At 53.3% G+C, this 19,645-nt stretch carries 14 protein-coding genes; 6 read left to right on the top strand and 8 right to left on the bottom strand.

The window, feature by feature from the left end:
* Positions 1–156: 156 nt before the first annotated feature.
* Genes QM579_RS12650 through QM579_RS12640 form a run of 3 tightly spaced genes read left to right on the top strand, consistent with a single transcriptional unit; the run spans position 157 to position 5,637 of the window.
* The gene (locus QM579_RS12650; RefSeq protein ID WP_414999494.1) at positions 157–2,169 is read left to right on the top strand and encodes an HlyD family type I secretion periplasmic adaptor subunit; all 2,013 of its coding nucleotides are present in this window, start codon (positions 157–159) and stop codon (positions 2,167–2,169) included.
* A 22-nt stretch (positions 2,170–2,191) separates the two neighbouring features.
* Complete coding sequence (locus tag QM579_RS12645) at positions 2,192–4,342, top strand: HD domain-containing phosphohydrolase (protein WP_414999493.1); 2,151 nt, start codon at positions 2,192–2,194, stop codon at positions 4,340–4,342.
* 5 nt (positions 4,343–4,347) lie between these two features.
* Complete coding sequence (locus QM579_RS12640; RefSeq protein ID WP_414999492.1) at positions 4,348–5,637, top strand: glycosyltransferase; 1,290 nt, start codon at positions 4,348–4,350, stop codon at positions 5,635–5,637.
* Positions 5,638–5,945: 308 nt separating this feature from the next.
* Here the strand turns inward: QM579_RS12640 and QM579_RS12635 are convergent, their stop codons facing one another.
* Complete coding sequence (locus tag QM579_RS12635; RefSeq protein WP_414999491.1) at positions 5,946–8,831, bottom strand: EAL domain-containing protein; 2,886 nt, start codon at positions 8,829–8,831, stop codon at positions 5,946–5,948.
* Positions 8,832–9,735: 904 nt separating this feature from the next.
* Between QM579_RS12635 and QM579_RS12630 the strand changes: the two genes are divergently transcribed.
* A complete protein-coding gene (locus QM579_RS12630) occupies positions 9,736–10,056 on the top strand; it encodes a helix-turn-helix domain-containing protein (RefSeq protein ID WP_414999490.1) in 321 nt (106 codons plus the stop codon).
* A 58-nt stretch (positions 10,057–10,114) separates the two neighbouring features.
* Here the strand turns inward: QM579_RS12630 and QM579_RS12625 are convergent, their stop codons facing one another.
* On the bottom strand, positions 10,115–11,227 hold the full coding sequence (locus tag QM579_RS12625) for a pyridoxal-phosphate-dependent aminotransferase family protein (RefSeq protein ID WP_414999489.1): 1,113 nt from the start codon (positions 11,225–11,227) through the stop codon (positions 10,115–10,117).
* Positions 11,228–11,527: 300 nt separating this feature from the next.
* On the opposite strand from QM579_RS12625, the gene QM579_RS12620 reads away from it, so the two are divergent.
* Both QM579_RS12620 and QM579_RS12615 read left to right on the top strand, forming a co-directional pair.
* Positions 11,528–12,907 carry an amino acid permease gene (locus QM579_RS12620; RefSeq protein ID WP_414999488.1) on the top strand — a complete coding sequence of 460 codons (1,380 nt, stop codon included), beginning with the start codon at positions 11,528–11,530 and terminating at the stop codon, positions 12,905–12,907.
* A 332-nt stretch (positions 12,908–13,239) separates the two neighbouring features.
* The gene (locus tag QM579_RS12615; protein WP_414999487.1) at positions 13,240–14,133 is read left to right on the top strand and encodes a DMT family transporter; all 894 of its coding nucleotides are present in this window, start codon (positions 13,240–13,242) and stop codon (positions 14,131–14,133) included.
* 93 nt (positions 14,134–14,226) lie between these two features.
* Here QM579_RS12615 and QM579_RS12610 read toward each other — a convergent pair whose 3' ends face one another.
* From QM579_RS12610 to QM579_RS12585, 6 genes are all read right to left on the bottom strand, one after another.
* Positions 14,227–15,801: a sigma 54-interacting transcriptional regulator gene (locus QM579_RS12610; protein WP_414999486.1), complete on the bottom strand. Its 1,575-nt coding sequence runs from the start codon at positions 15,799–15,801 to the stop codon at positions 14,227–14,229.
* 291 nt (positions 15,802–16,092) lie between these two features.
* Positions 16,093–16,560, bottom strand: coding sequence for a pyridoxamine 5'-phosphate oxidase family protein (locus QM579_RS12605; RefSeq protein ID WP_414999485.1), 468 nt, complete (start codon positions 16,558–16,560; stop codon positions 16,093–16,095).
* A 225-nt stretch (positions 16,561–16,785) separates the two neighbouring features.
* Positions 16,786–17,364: a gamma-glutamylcyclotransferase family protein gene (locus QM579_RS12600; RefSeq protein ID WP_414999484.1), complete on the bottom strand. Its 579-nt coding sequence runs from the start codon at positions 17,362–17,364 to the stop codon at positions 16,786–16,788.
* 57 nt (positions 17,365–17,421) lie between these two features.
* Complete coding sequence (anfK, locus tag QM579_RS12595) at positions 17,422–18,795, bottom strand: Fe-only nitrogenase subunit beta (protein ID WP_414999483.1); 1,374 nt, start codon at positions 18,793–18,795, stop codon at positions 17,422–17,424.
* 43 nt (positions 18,796–18,838) lie between these two features.
* Positions 18,839–19,192, bottom strand: coding sequence for a Fe-only nitrogenase subunit delta (gene anfG, locus QM579_RS12590; RefSeq protein WP_414999482.1), 354 nt, complete (start codon positions 19,190–19,192; stop codon positions 18,839–18,841).
* Positions 19,193–19,207: 15 nt separating this feature from the next.
* A partial coding sequence (locus tag QM579_RS12585) for a nitrogenase component 1 (RefSeq protein ID WP_414999481.1) occupies positions 19,208–19,645 on the bottom strand: 438 nt, incomplete at its 5' end.

Below are 19,645 nucleotides of genomic sequence, written 5' to 3'. Positions count from 1 at the left end.
TTGAGCGTCTGATTGTTATGGAAAACGGCCAGATCAAGATGGACGGCCCGCGTGACGCCGTACTGCAAAGCTTGCGTGACCGTTCAAAACAAAGCGTTGCAGCGGCAAGGCCTGAACAAGGCGCTGAGGCGCATCGGTTAGCGGGGAATGCGTGATATGCAGCTGACACCACAAAATAAAGACACTGTGGAAAACACTTCCTCTTCTGCGGAGCAGCCGCAAGCAGTGGAAACTGTTTCCGGTGGAGCTCAGGCTGAAACCCGGACACCGGCTTCTTCATCCCCTGCTTCTGGCCAGACGTTGCAGCAGCCGGATTTCAGCGCTTTTTTCAGCGGAGGGGTTGGCAGCGATTTTCTGCCGCACCTTTCTGGTCAGGCTCCGCCTTTCGGTGGCGTGGGCGCGCCTTCACAGGACAGTTCTATGCCTGCGATGCCCGGCGTAGGGGCAGAAGGTGACGCCCGGATGAGGCAGTTGACGTCTGCCGGTTTTGGAGCTGCCCAAACGGATGCAGTTGGAGGCAGTGCAGATTTCGCCCCTCTGTTGCCGGGGCAAGAGCCCAGCGAAAGGGATTTTCAGCCATTGGGGCCAGAGGGCCAACAGGCTGAAAAAGTGGAAGAAAGCGGCCCAAAGGCTTTTTTGAGGGAGCTTTTTCTGGGCGGCGATCATGAACAGAAGCCCGACAAAAGTCTGCGGCAATCTGTTGCGGAAACGATGGAGCGCCTGCGCGGCGGGGGTGAGCAAAAAACACCCGGTCAGCCGCAGAGCAACCCAGGTCTTTTTGCCGCTATGGACGCCCCTCTTAACGGCCTGACGCCCGATGACATCCAGTACGCCAGCGAGGTGGATGCTGCCTTGGCGCGACGCCCGCGCTTCGGGGTACGTGCGCTTTCCATCAGTGTTGCCGTAATGTTTTTGTGCCTGCTCATATGGGCGGCCTTTGCCAGCGTGGACGAAGTAACCCACGCCGAAGGAACGGTTGTTGGTTCGCAGCGCACCCAGACTATTCAGAACCTAGAAGGCGGCATCTTGCGCGCGGTTCTTGTTCACGAAGGACAAATTGTGGACAAAGGGGCGATTCTGGCCCAGCTGGACAATGAAATGGCCGAGAGCGCCTATAGAGACGCAGTAAACAAGGCTATGGAAAACAGCATGGCCATCATCAGGCTGGAAGCTGAAATTAAGGGAGAAACTCCCGTATTTCCCGAACATCTTGAAGCTTGGGCCAGTAAACTTATCGGGCGCAAATTGGACGAAAGCACTCTGGTGCGCGCCCGGCAGATCATTCAGGATCAGGAAAACGCTTATCAAGCCCGGCGCGTGCAGCTCAATGCCGAGATTGAAGTGCTGGAATCGCAATACACACAGCGCATGCATGATGTGGAAGAGCAAACAGCGCGTAAGGTGCAGCTGGACCGCAGTCTTGCCCTGTCTATCGAGCAGCGTGACACTGCGTACGCCCTTGTGCAGCGCAACAACTTTTCCAAGTTGGAATACCTTGGTCTGCAGCAACGGGTAGTGGAATTGCAGGGGCAAATCAGCGCCCTTGCGGCTACCATTCCCAAGGCGCAGGCCGCCGCCGAAGAATCACGGCAGCGTATTGCCTCACGCCGGGCAGAGCAGATAGCGGCCATCACCGATGAGGTGAACAAAAGGCGGCAGGAGCTGAACTCTCTGCGTGAAAGTCTTTCGGCGGGCCGGGACCGTGTTACCCGTACGGAACTCCGCACGCCAGTTCGCGGCACAGTAAAGCAGATCTATATCTCTACAGTAGGCGGCGTGGTCAAGCCCGGCGAACCTATCATGGATATTGTGCCCCTGGATGACACGCTACTGGTAGAAGCCAAGGTCAAGCCGCAGGACGTGGCTTTTCTGCGCCCTGGTCAGGACGTAATGGTCAAGGTGTCAGCCTACGACTTTTCTATCTACGGGGGGCTCGACGGCAAGCTTGAGTCCATCAGTGCCGACACTATTGAGGACAAGAAGAGTGAGCATTTCTATCTGGTCAAAGTGCGTACCCAGAAGAATGCCATTGCCTATCACAAGGAACTTCTGCCAATCATACCCGGTATGATCGTGACGACGGACATTCTCATCGGCAAAAAGACCGTTCTGGATTATTTGCTCAAGCCTATTCTCAAGGCCAAGCAGAACGCCCTGCGTGAACGTTGATCCGCCGCGAAAGGAACGACATATGGCATTACAGGATTCCTCGAACAAAAAATCACGTAACCGCACCGCGGCATTCATTATGCTGGCGCTTTTTGCGGTCATGTCGGTGTTCATTGTGATGGGAGCGAACTGGTATCTGCAAAATTCCCGCGAGCGCATGCTGCGCGAGATGGGGCAGAATCTGTACGTGCAGACCAATAACAAGGTGGCTTTGCTCACGGTGTGGTCTGGATCGCTTGTCGAGCAGATTGAAGCGTTTGGAGAGCAGGACTTGTTGCGGCTTTTCGCTGCAGAGGTGGACAGCTCCGGTCTTTCTGCCTCGGTTCTTCTGCATGAGGCTCAAAAAGAAGACTCCGCGCCTGCGGCTCCTGAAATCTTTCCCGATACAGAGTGGAATGGAGGCGCGCAGTCAAATCAGGACCCCATAAGCGCTCTTGGTCCCCGCTTGCCAATGATGGTGCGCCAATTAAAAGATTTTATTGAAAAAAATGCGTTTTGGGCTGCGTTTTTAGTTAACACCGATCTGGAAATTTACATGTCGCCGGGTACGCCGCCCGTACTGAGCGCCGAACAACGCGTTTTTTTGGAGGAAGCTTTTAAAACAGGGCACACGGTTTTTATGCCTGTGCGCCGTCAAAATGGCGAACTGGTTATGGACATGGCGTTTCCCATCAAAGCTCCTCTTTATGTTGACGCAACAGGAGACAAGGTCGTTTCTGTCCTGCTGACTTCCTACAACGTGCTGCCGGTTGTCAAAGCCATTACGCGGCATAGCGGTGGCAAGGAATTCAGCGCGGCCATTTTGCAGCACTTTAAGGGTGAGCTCCAGCGGATTGACCCCAGCGTGCGTGAAGGATTCGTGAACCTGCCCGGCTGGAAATTGCAGGACGGACGCCTGCCTCTGGACATGCGTCAGGAACCCGGACCTGGCGGTGCAGATGAAGAGGTTAACTATACCTTGGCTCAACCTGTGCCGCGCCTGCCCTGGCTGGTAGAACAGGGCGTAGACGCCGTGCGCATTGATGCGGATTATGGCTCACTGCGTGGAAATGTCATATTGGGTGCGGGGCTGGTCATTGCTCTGGTAGGCATCATGCTGGCTGCCTTGTGGTGGTGGCTTGTGGGCCGCAGAGAACGTGCCGTAGCTGACCAGTTGCGGCGTCTGTATACTGTGGTCAACCAGCAGAAGCAGATCATGGACGGGGTCAATTCTGCCCTGTCTGCAGGGATTGTGCTCAATGATCTCAATGGCGTCATTTATTACGCCAACCAGAGTTTCGCCAGAATGGCAGATATTGATGTTAACGTTCTGCGTGGACGCCCCCACACAGAACTTGGGCCGGATCTGGCGCGTAGTCTTGTTACGCATACGCTGGCTGTACACCAGTCGGGCGGCCTTTCCAGTTTTACTGAAGCTCTGCCCGTGGAAGGGCGGCTGCGGTATTTCTTTACGTCCTGCACGCCCTTCCGTGACGAAGCCGAGCGTATGACAGGCGTCGTGTCTGTTTACAGTGATGTTACCGACCTTGCCATGGCGCAGCAAAAAGCGCAGCAGATGGTCAATCAGACGGTTAATGCCTTTGTTCGCGCCATTGAAACCGTGGACAGCTATTTGCGGGGTCATTCCGCCCTTATGGCTCAACTGGCCGTGACTCTGGCCTATTGCCTGGGCAGAACAGACCCGGTGACGCTGTCCACCTTGCGCACTGCGGCCAATCTTTCGCAGATCGGCATGATACAGCTGCCCAAGGAACTGTTCACCAAATCGGGCCTGCTCACGCCAGAAGAAAGAGCGCTTTTGCAAAATCATGTGGAGTACGCCAAGAGCGCCCTGGCGGGAATAGATTTTGGCTTGCCTGTGATGGAAGCAATTTCGCAAATGTATGAACGGATGGACGGGTCAGGCTATCCTGAAAAGCTTAGTGGCGACGCAATCTGCGAAAATGCCCGGATTCTGGCCGTGGCAAATACTTTTTGCGCGTTGGTGCGGTCGCGTTCTTACAGGTTGGCCCACAGCGTCGAACAGGCTATGGAAATTCTTGGCGAGCAGCCGCCCAAGTATGATATGCGGGTAGTGGAGGCGCTCAGGCAGTTTCTGCCGACGGAGCAGGGCAAAGCTTTTCTCGCTCTGCTGGAGAGTGACCGCACTGAAGAGCCCGATCAGGAAGGATAATCTTCATGAGATTATTGTTTTTGAATTCAGTATTCCCTGGTCGGTTCCGTTCCCTCGCGCAGGCGTTTGGGGCCATACGGGATAATACTGTCCTCTTTCTGGCAGAATCCGGTCAAAAAACGACCATACCTGGAGTGCGCCGTCTGCGTCTCGCTCCTCCTGCCTCTTATGAAAGTGACGACCCTGCGGAAAGAGAAATTGTTACACGGCTCCGGCGCGGCGCAAGGGCTGGCAATGCCCTGCTGGCGCTGCGCAAGGAAGGATTTTCGCCTGACGTCATCTGCGCTTCGGCCAGTATGGGCGGCAGCTTTTATGTACGCGACATTTTCCCCAAAACCTTCTATGTGGGCCAGGCGGACTGGTTTTACACACAGGGCGAGAGCCACTGCTTTTTCACACGCGGCAAGCCCCGGCCAGCAGCTGATTTTGCTCCTGCGAGGGTGGCCAACCTGTGGGAGTACAATGCTCTCGGCGAGTGCGATTTGGCTGTGACATCATCCCTTTGGCAGCGATCACAATATCCCGATTTTCTGGCCAAAAAGCTTCATGTGGTGCACAGCGGCATCAACACCAGGTTTTTTTCGCCCCTGGAAAATCAGGAAGAGCGCAGTGGGGAGCTTGTCAGCTTTTTTGGCCCGCCACACGACGCTGCGCGCGGTTTTCAGCAGTTCAAGGATTGCTTGCCCCGCTTGCTCGAGCAAAGGCCCAACTGCCTCGTGCTTTTATCTTGGCTGGAGAATTCGCAAGGCGAGGCGCGTTCACGCCCATCAGGAAACAACCCGGCGGACAGGGCGGAAGACGAGGCCACGCGCAGCGTAGACAGCCTGAATCTGCCGCCGGAGCAAAGGGTTCGCGTGCATGTGCTTGGCCCCAGGCCGCTGAAGGAATACCGCGAGCTTTTACGGGCCTCTACCGTACACGTTTATCTTGCTGCCCCGCATGCGCTGACGACAGGGCTTCTTGAGGGCATGGCTTGCGGCGCGCTGATTGTAGGTTCCGATACCCCGCCTGTGCGAGAGATCATACGTGATGGGGTCAATGGTTTCTTATGTGATTTTTGGGATGCAGAAGCCATGTCGGCCAAGGTGGCTGAAACGCTGGAAAATGCCTCGGCCCTGGATCATGTGCGCTCCAATGCCCAGCAGACTATTCTGCGTGAATATGACGGGGAAGTGCAGACGCGTCGACTCATGAGCCTCATACTGCACAGTATGGATCAAGAGAAATCTGACGGAAAGCTTGAAACCAGCAAGAAAGATGTTTCTGACGAGCAAGACGGAGCAAGCAAGGTATAGCCGTGTTTTTTGACGACGCCTTGCCTCCCCGCTGTGTATCTGTTTTATAGCGGCGTTGGGGAATTCTGCTGTTGCGTCCATAGCTGCGGCTATGGGTATAAGTTATGCGGTATTGAAGCATTTTCCGTTGCATGCTTTGGCGTTTGCCTGAGCAGGCGTTGTGATGCTGCGTAAGCCCTTCGGGCAATGGCTGCCGTTCGCGCAGGGCGGCTACTTGTTTGCGTGGGGCTACGCCGAAATAATTGTGCCGCTAATTTGAGAGGCTACATTTTCAAAATGAATCTGTCCCCGGTGTTCGCGCGAAGGTCTTATGCTATCAGCATGGCCAGACGGGCCTCAAACTCGTGTTCTGGTTCTGGCACGGCATAATAGAAACCTTGAGCCTTGAAGCAGCCAAGCCGCATAAGAATGGCGGCCTGATCCGCAGTTTCCACCCCTTCGCAAATAACGGCCATTTCCAGTTCAAGGGCAAGCCTGATGATGCTGCTAAGCACAATTTGCGCTCTTTGCCCGGGAAGGTCGCGTTGCACAAAGCTGCGGTCAATTTTGATAACATCGGCATTGAGCATTTGCACAAGGCCCAGTGAAGAATAACCGGAGCCAAAGTCGTCAATGGCCGTTTTGAAGCCGTACTGCTTTAACTGAATCAGGCGCAGCCATGCGGCTTCAGGGTTTTTCATGATAGCGCTTTCAGTTATTTCCACTTCAAGCATTTCGTGAGGGATAGAATACCGCCCGGCAATTTCGGCCAACTGCCGGGGAAATTCTGGCCGGTCAAAGTGCAGACGCGAAAAATTGCATGAAACCGTGTGCAGGGGCAAATTACGCAGCCGCCAGCTTTGCATGGTTTTGCAGACCTGTTCAAAAATGTGCAGGTCAATGTCCATTACAAGGCCGTTTCGCTCAAACAAGGGGATAAAGCTGCCGGGCATGAGCAAACCGTGAACAGGATGATTCCAGCGTGCCAGTGCCTCGCTGCCAATGATGGCTCCTGTGCGCATGTCCACCTTGGCTTGATACCAGGGTACCAGCTCACCTTCTTTAAGCGCTGTTTCGAGTCTGCCGTTCAATTCCTGATGCAGCAGGGCTTCCTGGCGCATGTGCTCGTCATAAAACAGTAAGGGCGTGTTTCCGTTGCGTTTGGCTTCACGGCGGGCATAGTTGGCAAGATCAAGCATGAGCTGCACATCACGGCCCTCGGCGCGGCTAACGGCATATGCGCCGTAGACCGTGCTGATTTTGTACGGCATTTCCTGCTTCTGGCGCCAGGTGTCCAGTGCATCATCCATATGGCGCAAGCGCGTCGCCAGGTTCTCCCACCCTTCATCACGCAAAAGCAGTACATACATGTCAGCAGAAATGCGTGCACAGAGCTCGTTATCGCCAACATTGCTCTGCAAAATATCCGCATAGGCGCACAGCAGTTGGTCGCCGGTGGAAAAGCCGAACTGGTCATTGATTGTTTTGAACTGGCTGATGTCGCCAAACAACATTGCATAGCCCTTGCCGCCAGCGCTTTTAAGAAGCGAAGCGCAGTCGAGCCGAAACTTGTAGAGATTGGAAAGCCCCGTGAGCGTGTCGCGGTGAAGCAGCATCTGGATGCGTCTGTTGCTGCTTGATTTTATGGCCAGGTTGATCCCCAGAAGCAGGGTAATGACCGAAAAAAACAGCATCAGGGCACTGAAAGAGGCAAGGGGGTATTGGGCGATGAACTCCGTAAGAGTAGTTTCGCGGCTGGGCACGCTGTGCTTCAGCACAAGATCGTCTATCTGCTCTACGGGCAAGAATTGCAGACTTTTGTCCAGCACGGCAAACAGCCTCGGATCGGCCTGCCGTGAAATGCCCACTCTGAGGTCGCTGCCATAACTGTCAACCGGACTTATGACCAAACCTGCGTAGCGGGTATTTTTGACCAGATAGTTGGCTGTATAGATGTTGGAATAGGCAACATCCGCCTCGTTACTGAGGATTGCGTCCAGGCAATCACCCAGCGTGGCATAGTAGCGGATTGTTTTGTCAGGGTTGTTTTCCGCAATATGGGCTGAAAGCAGGTAGCCACGTTGCAGGGCTATGCGCTGTGTCTGACTTGGATTGTCACGATGGCTAATCTGGGCAATTGCCGTTCGCAGATAAGGCCTTGTTGTGCGCACCTGCAGCTTCTTGTCCCACAGAAAGCTGCCGGGCAGAGCGGATACTGCATCAATTTCGCCGCCCGTAACCATGCTCAGGGCCCGATCCTGATGCATGGGGATAAATTGAAACTTGAGGCCTGTCATTTGCTGTATTCTATGGAAAACATCTGCAATGATTCCATAAAATTCATGCGTTTCTGGGTGCTTGTAAGTGAGTGGTGCCCATGTGGGATCATAGGCCACGGTAATGGTGCCAGCCTCTCGCAGGTATGCCTGCTCTTCAGGCGTAAAAACAGGGAGCTTTGCTATATTGGTTGACAGGTATTTGCCGTAAAGATCTTGTCCGTAGGATGGATTGCGCAGCATGATTTTCTCGAGGCCATCATTCAGACGAGCGAGAATTTCAGGTTTGTTGCGGTTTACGGCAATATAAAAGGGCTCTGGAGAAAACTGAGCAACAACCCGGAATGGGCTGTGTTTGCCAAGATTACTGACGCCAACACCGTCCAGTTCTTTATTGTGAAGGGCTTGCAGCATGGACTGCATGTCAATGTAGGGGGTCAGAATCATGCGCAAGCCGTGCTCACGAATGAACGCTTCAAGGGCGGGCACATTTTTGGTGTTGGCCACAACACCCACACGCATGCCGTCAAGGGCGGCATGGTTTTCAAAGCTGTAGCGCGTGTCGTCATCCCTGACACTGATCGTCATGAATGAATTAGCGAGAGGCAGGTTGGGAAAGAGCATCTTTTCGGCACGTTCTGGCGTGAAAAAGACGCAAGGCAAAAGATCTATCTGGTCGCGTTCAAGCATTTGCAGGCTGCGGGTCCAGTTGCCGCAATCCACGACCTTGTAGCGCATTCCCGTTGTTCTGGAGATTTCCTGCAGGAACTCAAAAATAAGTCCCTGATACTGCCCGCTGCGGGCTCGATACATGTAGTCGCCAAATTCAAAAAAACCGACACGTACAGGATCGTCCTGGGCGTGGGCGCGGGGGCAGTAAAGTAAACAAAGCAGAGCCGCAAGAACCAGTAAATGGACTCTGAACTGAAACATCTTCATGTGCGCTTTCCTCAGGTTTCGCAGATCATTAGGGAAGCGTTTGTCCGATGCTACAGAAGCATACCACTTCGCACAGTGGATTTTGATAGAGGCAGCGGGGCTGTCTTTTTATAGTATATTCTATTTTTGCCCGAGCCGCTAGAGCTCAAAGGTAACAATCACGCGAACCATACCATCTTCGCCAGCTATTTGTCATTTGATAGACAAAGAAGTCGGAGGCTTGGTCAGCAGATATTGAATGATGAATCACTCTACATGTATTGGATTATTGATGCAAGTATCAATTGACCATTATGCACAGATTGTCGGGTAAAACTGGATACGACATGGCTGTTTTGATGAATAATATACTGATATTGAATGAAAAAAATATTGTAATGAGCAAGATTCAATAGTGGGATGGTAATACTGTCAGTTCGCATTTTTGGTTATCAGTAGGCCTTGGAAAGAACTAAGCATGTTTTTTTATATACTGATGTGGCAATATGTAATTAATCATTTTAATATATATATGAAATACCAAAGTTGCAGAGGTGTATTTATATAGTATTTTTACTCTCTTTGAATACAACTACAAATTGTTTAATAATCTTACGATACTCATATCTGTTTTTTTGCCTGTTGATATATATTATATAATATTGGTAGTGTATGGAGTGTATTTGTGTTGTATCATATGCAGTTTATATATCTATTTATTTATAAATTTATTATTGGCGCAGCATGTAAATGCTTTTTGAAAGAAAACGACAGGAATGTTGGGGGTATGAATATGCTAAAAATTGGATTATGCGGCAAGAGTTGCTCTCACAAGAGGATTGAAAAAAAGAAAGTGTACTATAGTACCCAATTTATGAGTACTATAGCGCATGTTCATCGGCCAAAATTGGTGTAATTAATACTCATGAAAGTATATCCATACCTTTCGAGCGCCATAGCCAGGGTGATTGAGGCCTTGCGGGCAGAGCGCGGCATGACCAAGTCGTCGCTAGCTGACTTTGCCTGTCTTGAGAGGCGCTATCTGCGTGACATTGAACGGGAACTGAAAAAGCCGACAGTCAATGCCATCTATTCCATTTGCGAAGCCTTGCGGGTGCAGCCGGAAGATTTTTTCAGGCGGGTTTCGGAGGAGATAGAGAAAAGGAAAAACAGTGAGCGACGTGTCGCCTCCATCAACAAAGCTATGTCGTCAGTCAAGGCTCAGAGTGATGAAGAAAAGGTTTGAGTCTAAAGAAGCGGGCGGCAGCCAATGACCGCCGCCCGCAAGGGATGCTTGTATTACGTTATTTGCTGATGCAGGAGCGAATGGCTGTGAGCAGTTTGTCAATTGCTTCGGGCCGTGCGCCTTCGCCCATAACGCCCACGCGGAGCACCTTGCCCGCAAGGGCGCCCAGACCGCCAGCAACCTCAATTTTGTGCTTTTCACGCAGGCAGCCCCTGAGAGCATTGGCGTCCACGCCAGCCGGGGGCACAAAAAGGTTCACCTGCGGGGCTGCGCCTTCCTTGACATAAAGGCTGAAACCCATATCTGACAAGCCGTCCACCAGGCGCTGATGCATGGCCTTATGCCGCGCAAATGCGGCGTCCAGTCCTTCACTCAGCAGATTGTCCAAAGCCTGATGCAGGCCGTAGTACATGTTGATGGGGGCAGTGTGGTGGTATACGCGCGGCGAGCCTTCCCAGTACTTGCGGATAAGGGATACGTCCAGATACCAGTTGGGCACCTTGCTTTTGCGTTTGCTCATGGCCTCCATTGCGGTCTCGGAAAATGAGGCGGGCGCAAGACCGGGAGGAACTGAAAGGCACTTTTGCGATCCACTGTAAAAGGCATCAATTCCCCAGTTGTCCACCTGCACATCCACGCCGCCCAGTCCAGCAACGCTGTCCACCAGGTAAAGGGTGTCACTGCCTTTGACCAGTTCGCCTATTTCGGCAACGGGGTTGTTCACGCCCGTAGATGTTTCTGCATGTACCACAGCCAGAATCTTGTAGTGCTTCTTCGCCAGCTGCGCCTTGACGTCTTCAACCTTTACAGGGGTGCCCCAAGGGCTTTCCACAACGTCCACTTCGGCGCCAAGGCGCGAGGCCACTTCCACCATGCGGGAACTGAATACGCCGTTGTTGACCACAAGTACGGCGTCACCTGGCTCTATCAGATTGACAAAGCATGTCTCCATGCCGGAAGAACCAGTGCCCGAGATAGGAAAGGTCACTGCGTTTTCGGTCTTGCACACGGCGCGCAGCTGATCCTGAATAGCATCCATAACTTTGATGCAGTCGGGATCAAGGTGTCCGAGCGTGGGCAGGCTCATGGCCTGAAGGACGTTGGGGGCAACGGGGCTGGGGCCGGGGGCCATCAGCAGGACATGGTCAAGCGTTCCCAAAACTGTACTCATGGCAATCTCCTGTGGTTGACGACAGATATCCGTTTCGACTGGTTGTGCGGCCGTTCTTTTCAGAATGGCCGCGGCATTACTATGAGGCTTAAAAATTTTATTTTTCAAATAATTTTTACGATACTGGCGCGCATCTGTCCAGTGGGATGGCGGACTTTTTGTATGTTGTCAAAAAAAAATCAGTAGGACAATCGCCACTCCAGCGGTATCAGGGGGGCTTGTGCCGGCCATACAATCTTTTCAAAAATTCGGAATGCTGCTATGGCTTCCCGATCATTATAAATAACCTAAGGGCCAGGTATGAAAAAAGACACACAAGAGCTGCATCGTGCCTTGAAAAACAGGCACATCCAACTGATTGCCCTGGGCGGAGCCATCGGCACGGGCCTCTTTCTCGGGTCTGCGGGCACAATTCAGATGGCCGGCCCTGCCGTAATTCTGAGCTATGCAATCGGTGGATTTATTGCTTTTTTGATAATGCGCCAGCTCGGTGAAATGATGGCTCAGGAGCCCGTTGCAGGATCTTTCAGCAACCTTGCCTACAAGTACTGGGGGGAATTTCCCGGTCTGCTTTCTGGCTGGAACTACTGGATACTGTATGTGCTGGTGGGCATGTCCGAACTCACTGCTGTGGCGGTTTATGTTCAATACTGGTTTCCCGGTATTGAACCGTGGCAGACCACGGCTTTTTTCTTTCTCCTCATCAACGGCATTAACCTGGCTCATGTAGGTTTTTTCGGTGAAATGGAGTTCTGGTTTGCCTCCATCAAGGTGGCAGCCATTGTTGCTATGATCGCGCTTGGCACTTTTCTGCTGGTGTCTGGCAACGCTGGGCCTGAGGCAAAAGTCAGCAACCTGTGGGAGTACGGCGGGTTTTTTGCCAAGGGTTGGGGCGGTGTTTTTCTGTCTCTGGCCGTGGTGAGCTTTTCTTTTGGCGGGCTTGAACTGGTAGGCATCGCGGCAGCGGAAACAGCCAATCCGCAGAAAACCATTCCCAAGGCCATCAACCAACTAATCTACCGTATTCTTATTTTCTACATCGGCGCGCTTACTGTGCTGCTGACCCTGTACCCCTGGAGCAAGCTGGGTGGCTCGGTAGACAAAAGCCATTGGGCAGAAGCTATGGTAGCCAGCCCATTTGTACAGATTTTTGACCTTATCGGCATTCCTTCAGCAGCACATGTGCTTAACTTTGTGGTGCTCACTGCCGCGCTTTCGGTGTATAACAGCTGTGTGTACTGCAACAGCCGCATGCTCTATGGTCTGGCGCTTCAGGGCAACGCTCCCAAAGTTCTGGCTACTGTCAGCGCCAGGGGTGTGCCGGTTTACGCCCTGATGATTTCCTCGGGCGCAACGCTGTTGTGCGTGATCCTGAACTATTTTATGCCTGCCCAGGCGCTGGGCATGCTCATGGCTCTGGTGGTGGCGGCGCTTGTCATCAACTGGGCAATGATCAGCCTTACGCATATCAAATTCAGGGCTGCCAAGGTCAAGGCTGGCGAAAAGATCATTTTCAAGGCCTTTTGGTATCCGCTGTCAAACTATCTGTGCTTGCTCTTTATGGCCGTTGTGCTTGTGGTGCTGACGCAGATCGGCATGGCTGGGTCAGTAAAAGCGGTGCCGGTATGGCTGCTTCTGGTATGGGCTGGATACAAGGCAAAGAAAAAATACAATCTGTAATATGGCTTGTGCCGGGGCCATAACGCGCCCCGAACGATAAGAGTTTGGCCAAGTCTGGCTGCTGAAAGGGGATCGGTTTTTACCGGTTCCCTTTTATGCTGGTGCAAGATACAATACCACAGTTGGGGGCAAGCCTTTCAACTCTGCATCGAGTGCCAGACAATGCTGATAGTTATGCTGGTTTTGTGATGCGGAATACGTATCGCCAATATCGTTGAAGACGTGAATTCGATATTTTATCAACTCGGCCCGTCACTGCGACGCAACAACGGTTTCAGATGAGTTATTTTTTATTGCAGGTTTATTTGAAAGGGGAGCAGGGATTCAGCATCATGCAGGATAGAAAGATTTTTCAACTCAGCCAGGGGGAATGGGCTCTGGTTGGCGTGACAATGATTTGGGGCACGACGTTTCTTATCATCCGTAATGCCCTGGACGTTACAGGGCCTCTCTTTTTTGTCGGGTTGCGTTTTGGTTCGGCGGCTGTGGCCCTCATTCTCATTTCATTGCCTATCTTGCGGGGACTTACCCTTCACGAACTTTTCGCCGGGTCCATCATTGGGCTTTCGCTTTTGGGTGGGTATGCGTTGCAGACATTTGGTCTTGTTACCATTACTGCAAGCAAATCTGCTTTTATAACAGCTTTTTACGTGCCGACTGTTCCCATTTTACAATGGATATTCATGCGGCGGCGGCCCAGTGGTATGGCGTGGCTGGGCATAGGATGCGCACTGGTGGGGCTGATATTGTTGGCCGGGCCAGACGGTGTTTCGCCAGGGTTCAGCTCCGGCGAGCTGCTTACATTGCTGAGTGCCGTGGCCTGCGCTCTGGAGATACTGTTCATTGGCTATTTTGCAGGCTCGGTCAACGTGCGCAGAGTGACTGTCGTTCAGGTGGGCGTGACCTCCATCTTGAGTTTTTGCCTTATGCCCATTGCTGGTGAATCCGTACCTGAATTCTCCTGGTTGCTCGCGTGCAGCGCCTGCGGCCTTGGCCTCGCCACAGCGCTTATACAGCTGGTTATGAACTGGGCGCAAAAAAGTATTTCGCCCACCCGGGCGACCCTTATTTACGCAGGGGAACCGGTGTGGGCCGCGATTTTTGGCCGCATGGCCGGAGAGCGGTTGCCTTTTCTTGGGCTTGTGGGCGGAGCGCTTGTGGTGGCGGGCGTGCTTATAAGCAACACGCGAACTCGCCGTGGAAAGGATGATAACGTGGTTTCGTAGTTTTGACTGCTATGCAAGCTTGAAAAACTGTGTGGAACCAAAGAGCGGTGGTTTATAGCTTATTCGGTTTTTCAGTAAAATATTTGCCGTCTTTTATCCGCCTTCCCGGAACTGCTTGTAGCTCAGATTGAAGCGCTTCATGCGCAGGCCCATAGTGCGTCGCGTAAGCCCCAGAGCTTCGGCGGCCTTGCTCATGTTTCCCTGACATCTGCGCAAGGTTTCCACCAGCATATCATATTCAATGGACGCCAGTCTGTTTTCCAGATTGGGGGGCTGCCCTTTGCCGGGTGAGGTCTGCGGCTGCAAGGACAGTGGCAGATCGTGGGCGTGCAGAATTTCGTCTTCAGCCAGGATCACCGCGCGGTGAATGACGTTTTCAAGCTCACGCACGTTACCAGGCCAGTTGTGCCGCACCAGCAAGTTCATTGCTGATGTGGCGATGCCCGTAATGTTTTTTTCCGCCTCTTTGGCATAGTAATTCATGAAGTATTCGGCCAGGGCGATCACGTCGTCTCCGCGCTGGCGAAGCGGTGGAATCATTACGGGAAAGACGTTCAGGCGGTAATACAGATCTTCGCGAAAAGCGCCTTGCGCCACCATTTCGGAAAGGTCGCGGTTGGTCGCGGCAATGATGCGGATATCGACAGAGATGCTGCGGTTGCCGCCCACACGCTCGAATTGACGCTCTTGCAGCAGGCGCAGCAGTTTGGCCTGCACGGGCAAAGACAGTTCGCCCACTTCATCCAGAAAAATAGTGCCGCCGTTGGCCTCTTCAAAGCGTCCCTTGCGAAAGCTGGCCCCTGTGAATGAACCCTTTTCATGACCAAAAAGTTCGCTTTCCACAATGCTTTCGGGCAGGGCGGCGCAGTTGCACTTGATGAAGGGGCCGCCGGGCCGCAGGCCGCCATAGTGCAGGGCATTGGCTACCATTTCTTTGCCCACGCCGCTTTCACCCAGCAAGAGTACTGTCACCCTGGTGGGGGAAGCCTTGTGGATAAGTTCATAAACTTCCTGCATGGGCCGGGAAATGCCGATCATGTTGTCGGGATGAAACCGCTCTTTCAGATCACTGAGCAGCAGGCGCGTGCGCTTTTCCCATTCCACACGATCTATGTTTTCTACAAGGTACAGTTCAACGGCATGAGCCAGCATCTGCGCCATAACACTTAAAATGTTCACATGCTTATGCAGCGCCTCATCACTCTGGTACAGGCGGCTGGCGCTGATGGCTCCCAGAACCTTGCGCCCCAGATGAATGGGCACGCAGATAAAGGACATGTCCTTATCGCTGTCCAGCATGATGGTTCCGGTGCGGTTCAGAAAGTCCGGTTCGCTGCCGATGCGCCGCAGCACGATGGGGGTTGCATTTTCCACAACTTTGCCGGTGATGCCTTCACCAACGTGATACACGCCCCTGTCTTGCTCTGAGGGGGTCATGCCCATGCTGCGGTAGGCAAAAACATGCCCTGATTCGCGGTGTAGCAGGTTTATGGTGGCACGCTGCATGCCCATATGCCGGCGCATGTAGGACAACAGGCTGTCCAGAGCCGCCACAATGTCATTCTGCTCGGAAAGCAGTTTGCCTACCCGCAGGAGCAGGGTGATAATCTTTCCCCTGCACCCGTCAGCCTCACACTGAAGCTCTGCGTCATATTGTTCGACACACATGAGAAACCGAACCATCTTTCAGGGTAAGTAGCGGTCTGCGCGGCTTTGGCCTTACATGGCCTTGTTCGCGCCCGCGCCGCCCACAAGCACAGTTCCTTATGGAACTTCTTTGGAAGCACTGATTAAAGAGCCTCCTGGAAACGCGCAGTTATTTCGTTTGACAAGGCGCGATCTTTTTTTGAAGCAGGAGTGAACTCTTCCGTCCTCGACTGTTTCAAAAAAAGTGAAGCAACGCCGCCAAACGGAATAACTGCGCGTTTCCCTTTATATCCGTGTATCCCTGCCCCGAAACTAGGCATAGTACTTCCCGGTAATTTCAATAATGGTGATCTCAACCACGGCCGTCATCTGCAGCATGCTGGCCGGAAAGTTTTTGCCGCTGTGCTGCGGTGTGTACTTGGCTACGATGGCCTCAAGGGCGCGGGTTTTCAGGTCCAAAGAATCCACGGTTGCGGCTCTGCCCGTGATGATGACGCTCTGATAGGCAGTATTGGTATCGCATGGGGTATCGGCCTGGATGTAGCTGTACTCGCCTTCAATCTCAAAGCAGACCTTGGGATAGGCCATAAGATTGGCGAGCTTGCGGCCTTTCGCCAAACCGTGAAAGTATATGCTGTCATCAAGGTGGACGAAATGGACGGGCGTTACATAGGGAAAGCCCTTTTCATCCACAGTGCCCAAATGACCCACATGGGTCTTGTCCAGAAGGGCTACTATCTGATCCGCCGTGAGCTGGTGTTCCTTCATGCGTGCCTGCATGGGTTCTCCTTTGACTTAGAGTAGATTAACTTTGAAACGCATTACATTTCAAAGTTGACATTCTGCCAGAAATGCGAATTTTGGCAGAATCCACACCGCGTTGCGGCGCGCTGCCCTTTTGTGCAGCGTTCGAGCATTTAAAGCTTTTCAAAATTTGAATGCTGTAATGAATTCTTGCCTCGGCCAGAAGGGGGCGCGCCGGGCAGAGGGCCAGACCACCTGGCCTTACCCGGCACACTCACGGCAGGTAGCTTCCACCAGAACGCCGCGCAGCTGTTTTTCCTCGCGGGGAACGTCATAGCGCGCGGGCGTGCTTTCCATAGTTTCCAAAAATTGCAGATAGCGGGAGGGCAGGGCACGCATGCGGGCTGCCTCAAGGATGAATGTCATGTACTCGGTGCTGGGGGGGACGGGCTTGCCGAGCACATCCTTTTTGTACAGCACTGCCGCATGTTCTTCGCCAGCTACGTCGAGCAGAAGCACGGGATAATGAAAATATACCCCGCCGCCGTCCAGCCGCGCATGACCCCACATATCGAGGCTGAGGCTGTCGCCGAAGCTCAGTTCATATAAAACTCCCCATACCTCTAGCCCCGGGGCCGGAACGACGGTCTCCATGCCGCCGTCCCAAACCCTGTTGCGTCCATAAAAAGCCAGTTTGTGATCTGCCAGCCGGGCGGTACAGACCGCGTGCGGTGCAACACAGCGCGTGCCGACCTGAGCGGGATGCATGTTGGAACCGTAGGCGAAGTAATACTGTTTGTCCTTGCGCCCGTAGCGGTCAAAACTGGCAGTGATGTCCATAGCTGGCTGTCCGTCCGTTCTAGGGTGATTGCTTTGAAGATCCGATAGTGCGAACCGCTACCAGACGTTCAGTATCCATTCCTTGTTCTTTTTGTACTCCATATCGGTGAACAGGGTGTTGGCCATATTTTCCGCAAGCCACGTGGCCCCGGCGTAACCCATGACCGGGTAGCGGTAGAGGCCTGCACGGTCATAGGTGGGAAAACCTACGCGCAGCATGGGCACGTTGTTGTCAATGGCGGCCCAGCGCCCCTTGGAGTGCCCGAGTATGAGGTCCAGCTCCACTTCGCCCCGCTTCAGGCGGCCGTCCAGATCCCAGAGGTCGGCGTTGGTGACGATCTGCATGTCGAAATCCACATTGTCCGTCATTTCCTTCAAACGCGGATCTTCGGCATAATGCGAGTTGTCGTCGCCAAGCAAGAGCAGCACTGGCTTCATTTCCAGGTCAAGGCAGAACTGGGCCAGACCGATGACCAGATCAGGGTTGCCGTAGATGGCGACCTTTTTGTCTGCCAGAAACATATGGGTGAGGTCTGCAAGGGCATCCATCGCTATGCCGCGTTCGTGTACCAAGGCTTGCGTGATGGGCTTGCCCGTGAGTTTCTGCACGTTTTTCAAAAAAACGTCAGTATTGCGGATGCCGATGGGCGTTGGGCCTATAATAGTGGGCAGGTTGAATTCTTTTTCAAGATACTTTGCCGCCTTGCCTGTTTCGTATTGGGCCAGAGCGATGGTCCCTACGGCATTGGCGGTTCCCTTGAGATCAGCAATGGTGGTGCTGCCGTGAGACTTGCCTGTGCCGTCAGGCAGCAGGGGAGAATCGAAGCTCTCGATTTCCAGAAGCACGGTGGCGTCCACATCCATCAGACTGAGCAGGTGCTTGAGCTCCTTGACGTCGCCGGGGTTCACCCAGCCTGTAAGGAGGTTGAGCTTGCCGTTGGGTTCGCTTTTTTCAGCAAAGTGGACCACAAAATCCTTCAATGCGATGTCATAGCCGCTGATCATGCTGCCCACGAAGCTTGGCGTATGTATTGCGATGAGATGCACTTCACGGTCTGCGTATTTTTCTTTGAGCAAGCCGTTGTTAAGCTTGGTTACCACGCCGTCGATGTCGTCACCGATGATTTCTGTGGAACAGGTGGAGATGATGGGCACAACTTTGACGTCCGGGTAGCGCATGAGCAACACGTCCACGGCTTCTTCCACCCGGTTGGTGGCCCCGAAAACCGCGCCGTCTTCATGCACCGAGGAGGACGCAACTTCAAAATTGTCCTTGAAGTGCTGGGCAAAAAGCAGGCGTACAAACATGACGCAGCCCTGACCGCCGTGGACTATGCCGATGCAGTCTTTGACGCCGATGCTGACATACTGCGCGCCACAGGGTTGACAGGTGAAAATGGGATTGATGACCCCTGATCGTTCTTTTTCCATTATTTCGCAAGACATGGCTCACCTCTTCTGCTTGGACTGGTGCTCAGTACTTGGGGTCGGTCAGTTCCTGGTTCAGCGACCCGTGAATGGTCAGGAAATCCAGTCGTTTCTTGGCATCAGCCATGAACAGGCGAATGTCGTCCTTGTTCATGCCTGCCAGTTCGGGATTTTCAACGGTCAGGCCCCGTGCCATCATGACAGCGTCAACCCAGTAGCAGCGGTTTTCAGGGGTTTGAGTGTCGGGCTGCTCGCCGCAGAGTATCTGCGTGGTCTGTGTCATGATGCCCTCGTTCTGCCGCTCCCTGTCCCAGGCCCGTGAGTGGAACTGCCACAGGCACTTGCGCATGATGTAGTCGACAACTTTTTCCACATAGTGATCGTTTTTTTGGGCTCCCATGTCTCTGCTCCTGCTCTACACAGCCTGTGAAAGAGGTTCGGGGTAGGGCGGGTATTCCTTGCTGCGCAAATGAGTCACGCAGTCGTACTTGCCCGTATACTGGCGTTCGCCATTTTCGTCCTTGATATCCGGGCCGGATATGAGGCGCTGGGTCATGAATCCGCGGTCCAGCGGGAAATCGTCCTTGCTGATATCAATGCCGGACAACTGGTGAATAGGCGAATACACGGCATTATAGATGTCGCGGGCAAAGCGCACCCAGCCTTCAAATCCCTTCCACGGGCCGTTGTGATACGCATGGGCGTTCAGGTACGGAATGCGGATTTTCTTGGCGACCTCGCCGGGACGCACACCCGTGAAAATGATGTCCGGCTTCCACTGTTCCATTGCTTCCAGCCCTTCCAGTTCATTGGGGTCGTCAATGGCCAGGGTTCCGGGCTTGGCGCGGGCTAT

Source organism: Desulfovibrio sp. (assembly GCF_047607245.1).
Classification (GTDB): Bacteria; Desulfobacterota; Desulfovibrionia; order Desulfovibrionales; family Desulfovibrionaceae; genus Desulfovibrio.
The sequence above is the reverse complement of the archived record's forward strand: the minus strand, read 5'-3'. Positions and strand labels throughout refer to the sequence as shown.

Excerpts from the sequence above, each read along its gene's own strand:
- QM579_RS12650 (WP_414999494.1), top strand. The coding sequence starts at position 157 with ATGCAGCTGACACCACAAAATAAAGACACTGTGGAAAACACTTCCTCT.
- QM579_RS12645 (WP_414999493.1), top strand. The coding sequence starts at position 2,192 with ATGGCATTACAGGATTCCTCGAACAAAAAATCACGTAACCGCACCGCG.
- QM579_RS12640 (WP_414999492.1), top strand. The coding sequence starts at position 4,348 with ATGAGATTATTGTTTTTGAATTCAGTATTCCCTGGTCGGTTCCGTTCC.
- QM579_RS12635 (WP_414999491.1), bottom strand. The coding sequence starts at position 8,831 with ATGAAGATGTTTCAGTTCAGAGTCCATTTACTGGTTCTTGCGGCTCTG.
- QM579_RS12630 (WP_414999490.1), top strand. The coding sequence starts at position 9,736 with ATGAAAGTATATCCATACCTTTCGAGCGCCATAGCCAGGGTGATTGAG.
- QM579_RS12625 (WP_414999489.1), bottom strand. The coding sequence starts at position 11,227 with ATGAGTACAGTTTTGGGAACGCTTGACCATGTCCTGCTGATGGCCCCC.
- QM579_RS12620 (WP_414999488.1), top strand. The coding sequence starts at position 11,528 with ATGAAAAAAGACACACAAGAGCTGCATCGTGCCTTGAAAAACAGGCAC.
- QM579_RS12615 (WP_414999487.1), top strand. The coding sequence starts at position 13,240 with ATGCAGGATAGAAAGATTTTTCAACTCAGCCAGGGGGAATGGGCTCTG.
- QM579_RS12610 (WP_414999486.1), bottom strand. The coding sequence starts at position 15,801 with ATGTGTGTCGAACAATATGACGCAGAGCTTCAGTGTGAGGCTGACGGG.
- QM579_RS12605 (WP_414999485.1), bottom strand. The coding sequence starts at position 16,560 with ATGCAGGCACGCATGAAGGAACACCAGCTCACGGCGGATCAGATAGTA.
- QM579_RS12600 (WP_414999484.1), bottom strand. The coding sequence starts at position 17,364 with ATGGACATCACTGCCAGTTTTGACCGCTACGGGCGCAAGGACAAACAG.
- anfK (WP_414999483.1), bottom strand. The coding sequence starts at position 18,795 with ATGGAAAAAGAACGATCAGGGGTCATCAATCCCATTTTCACCTGTCAA.
- anfG (WP_414999482.1), bottom strand. The coding sequence starts at position 19,192 with ATGGGAGCCCAAAAAAACGATCACTATGTGGAAAAAGTTGTCGACTAC.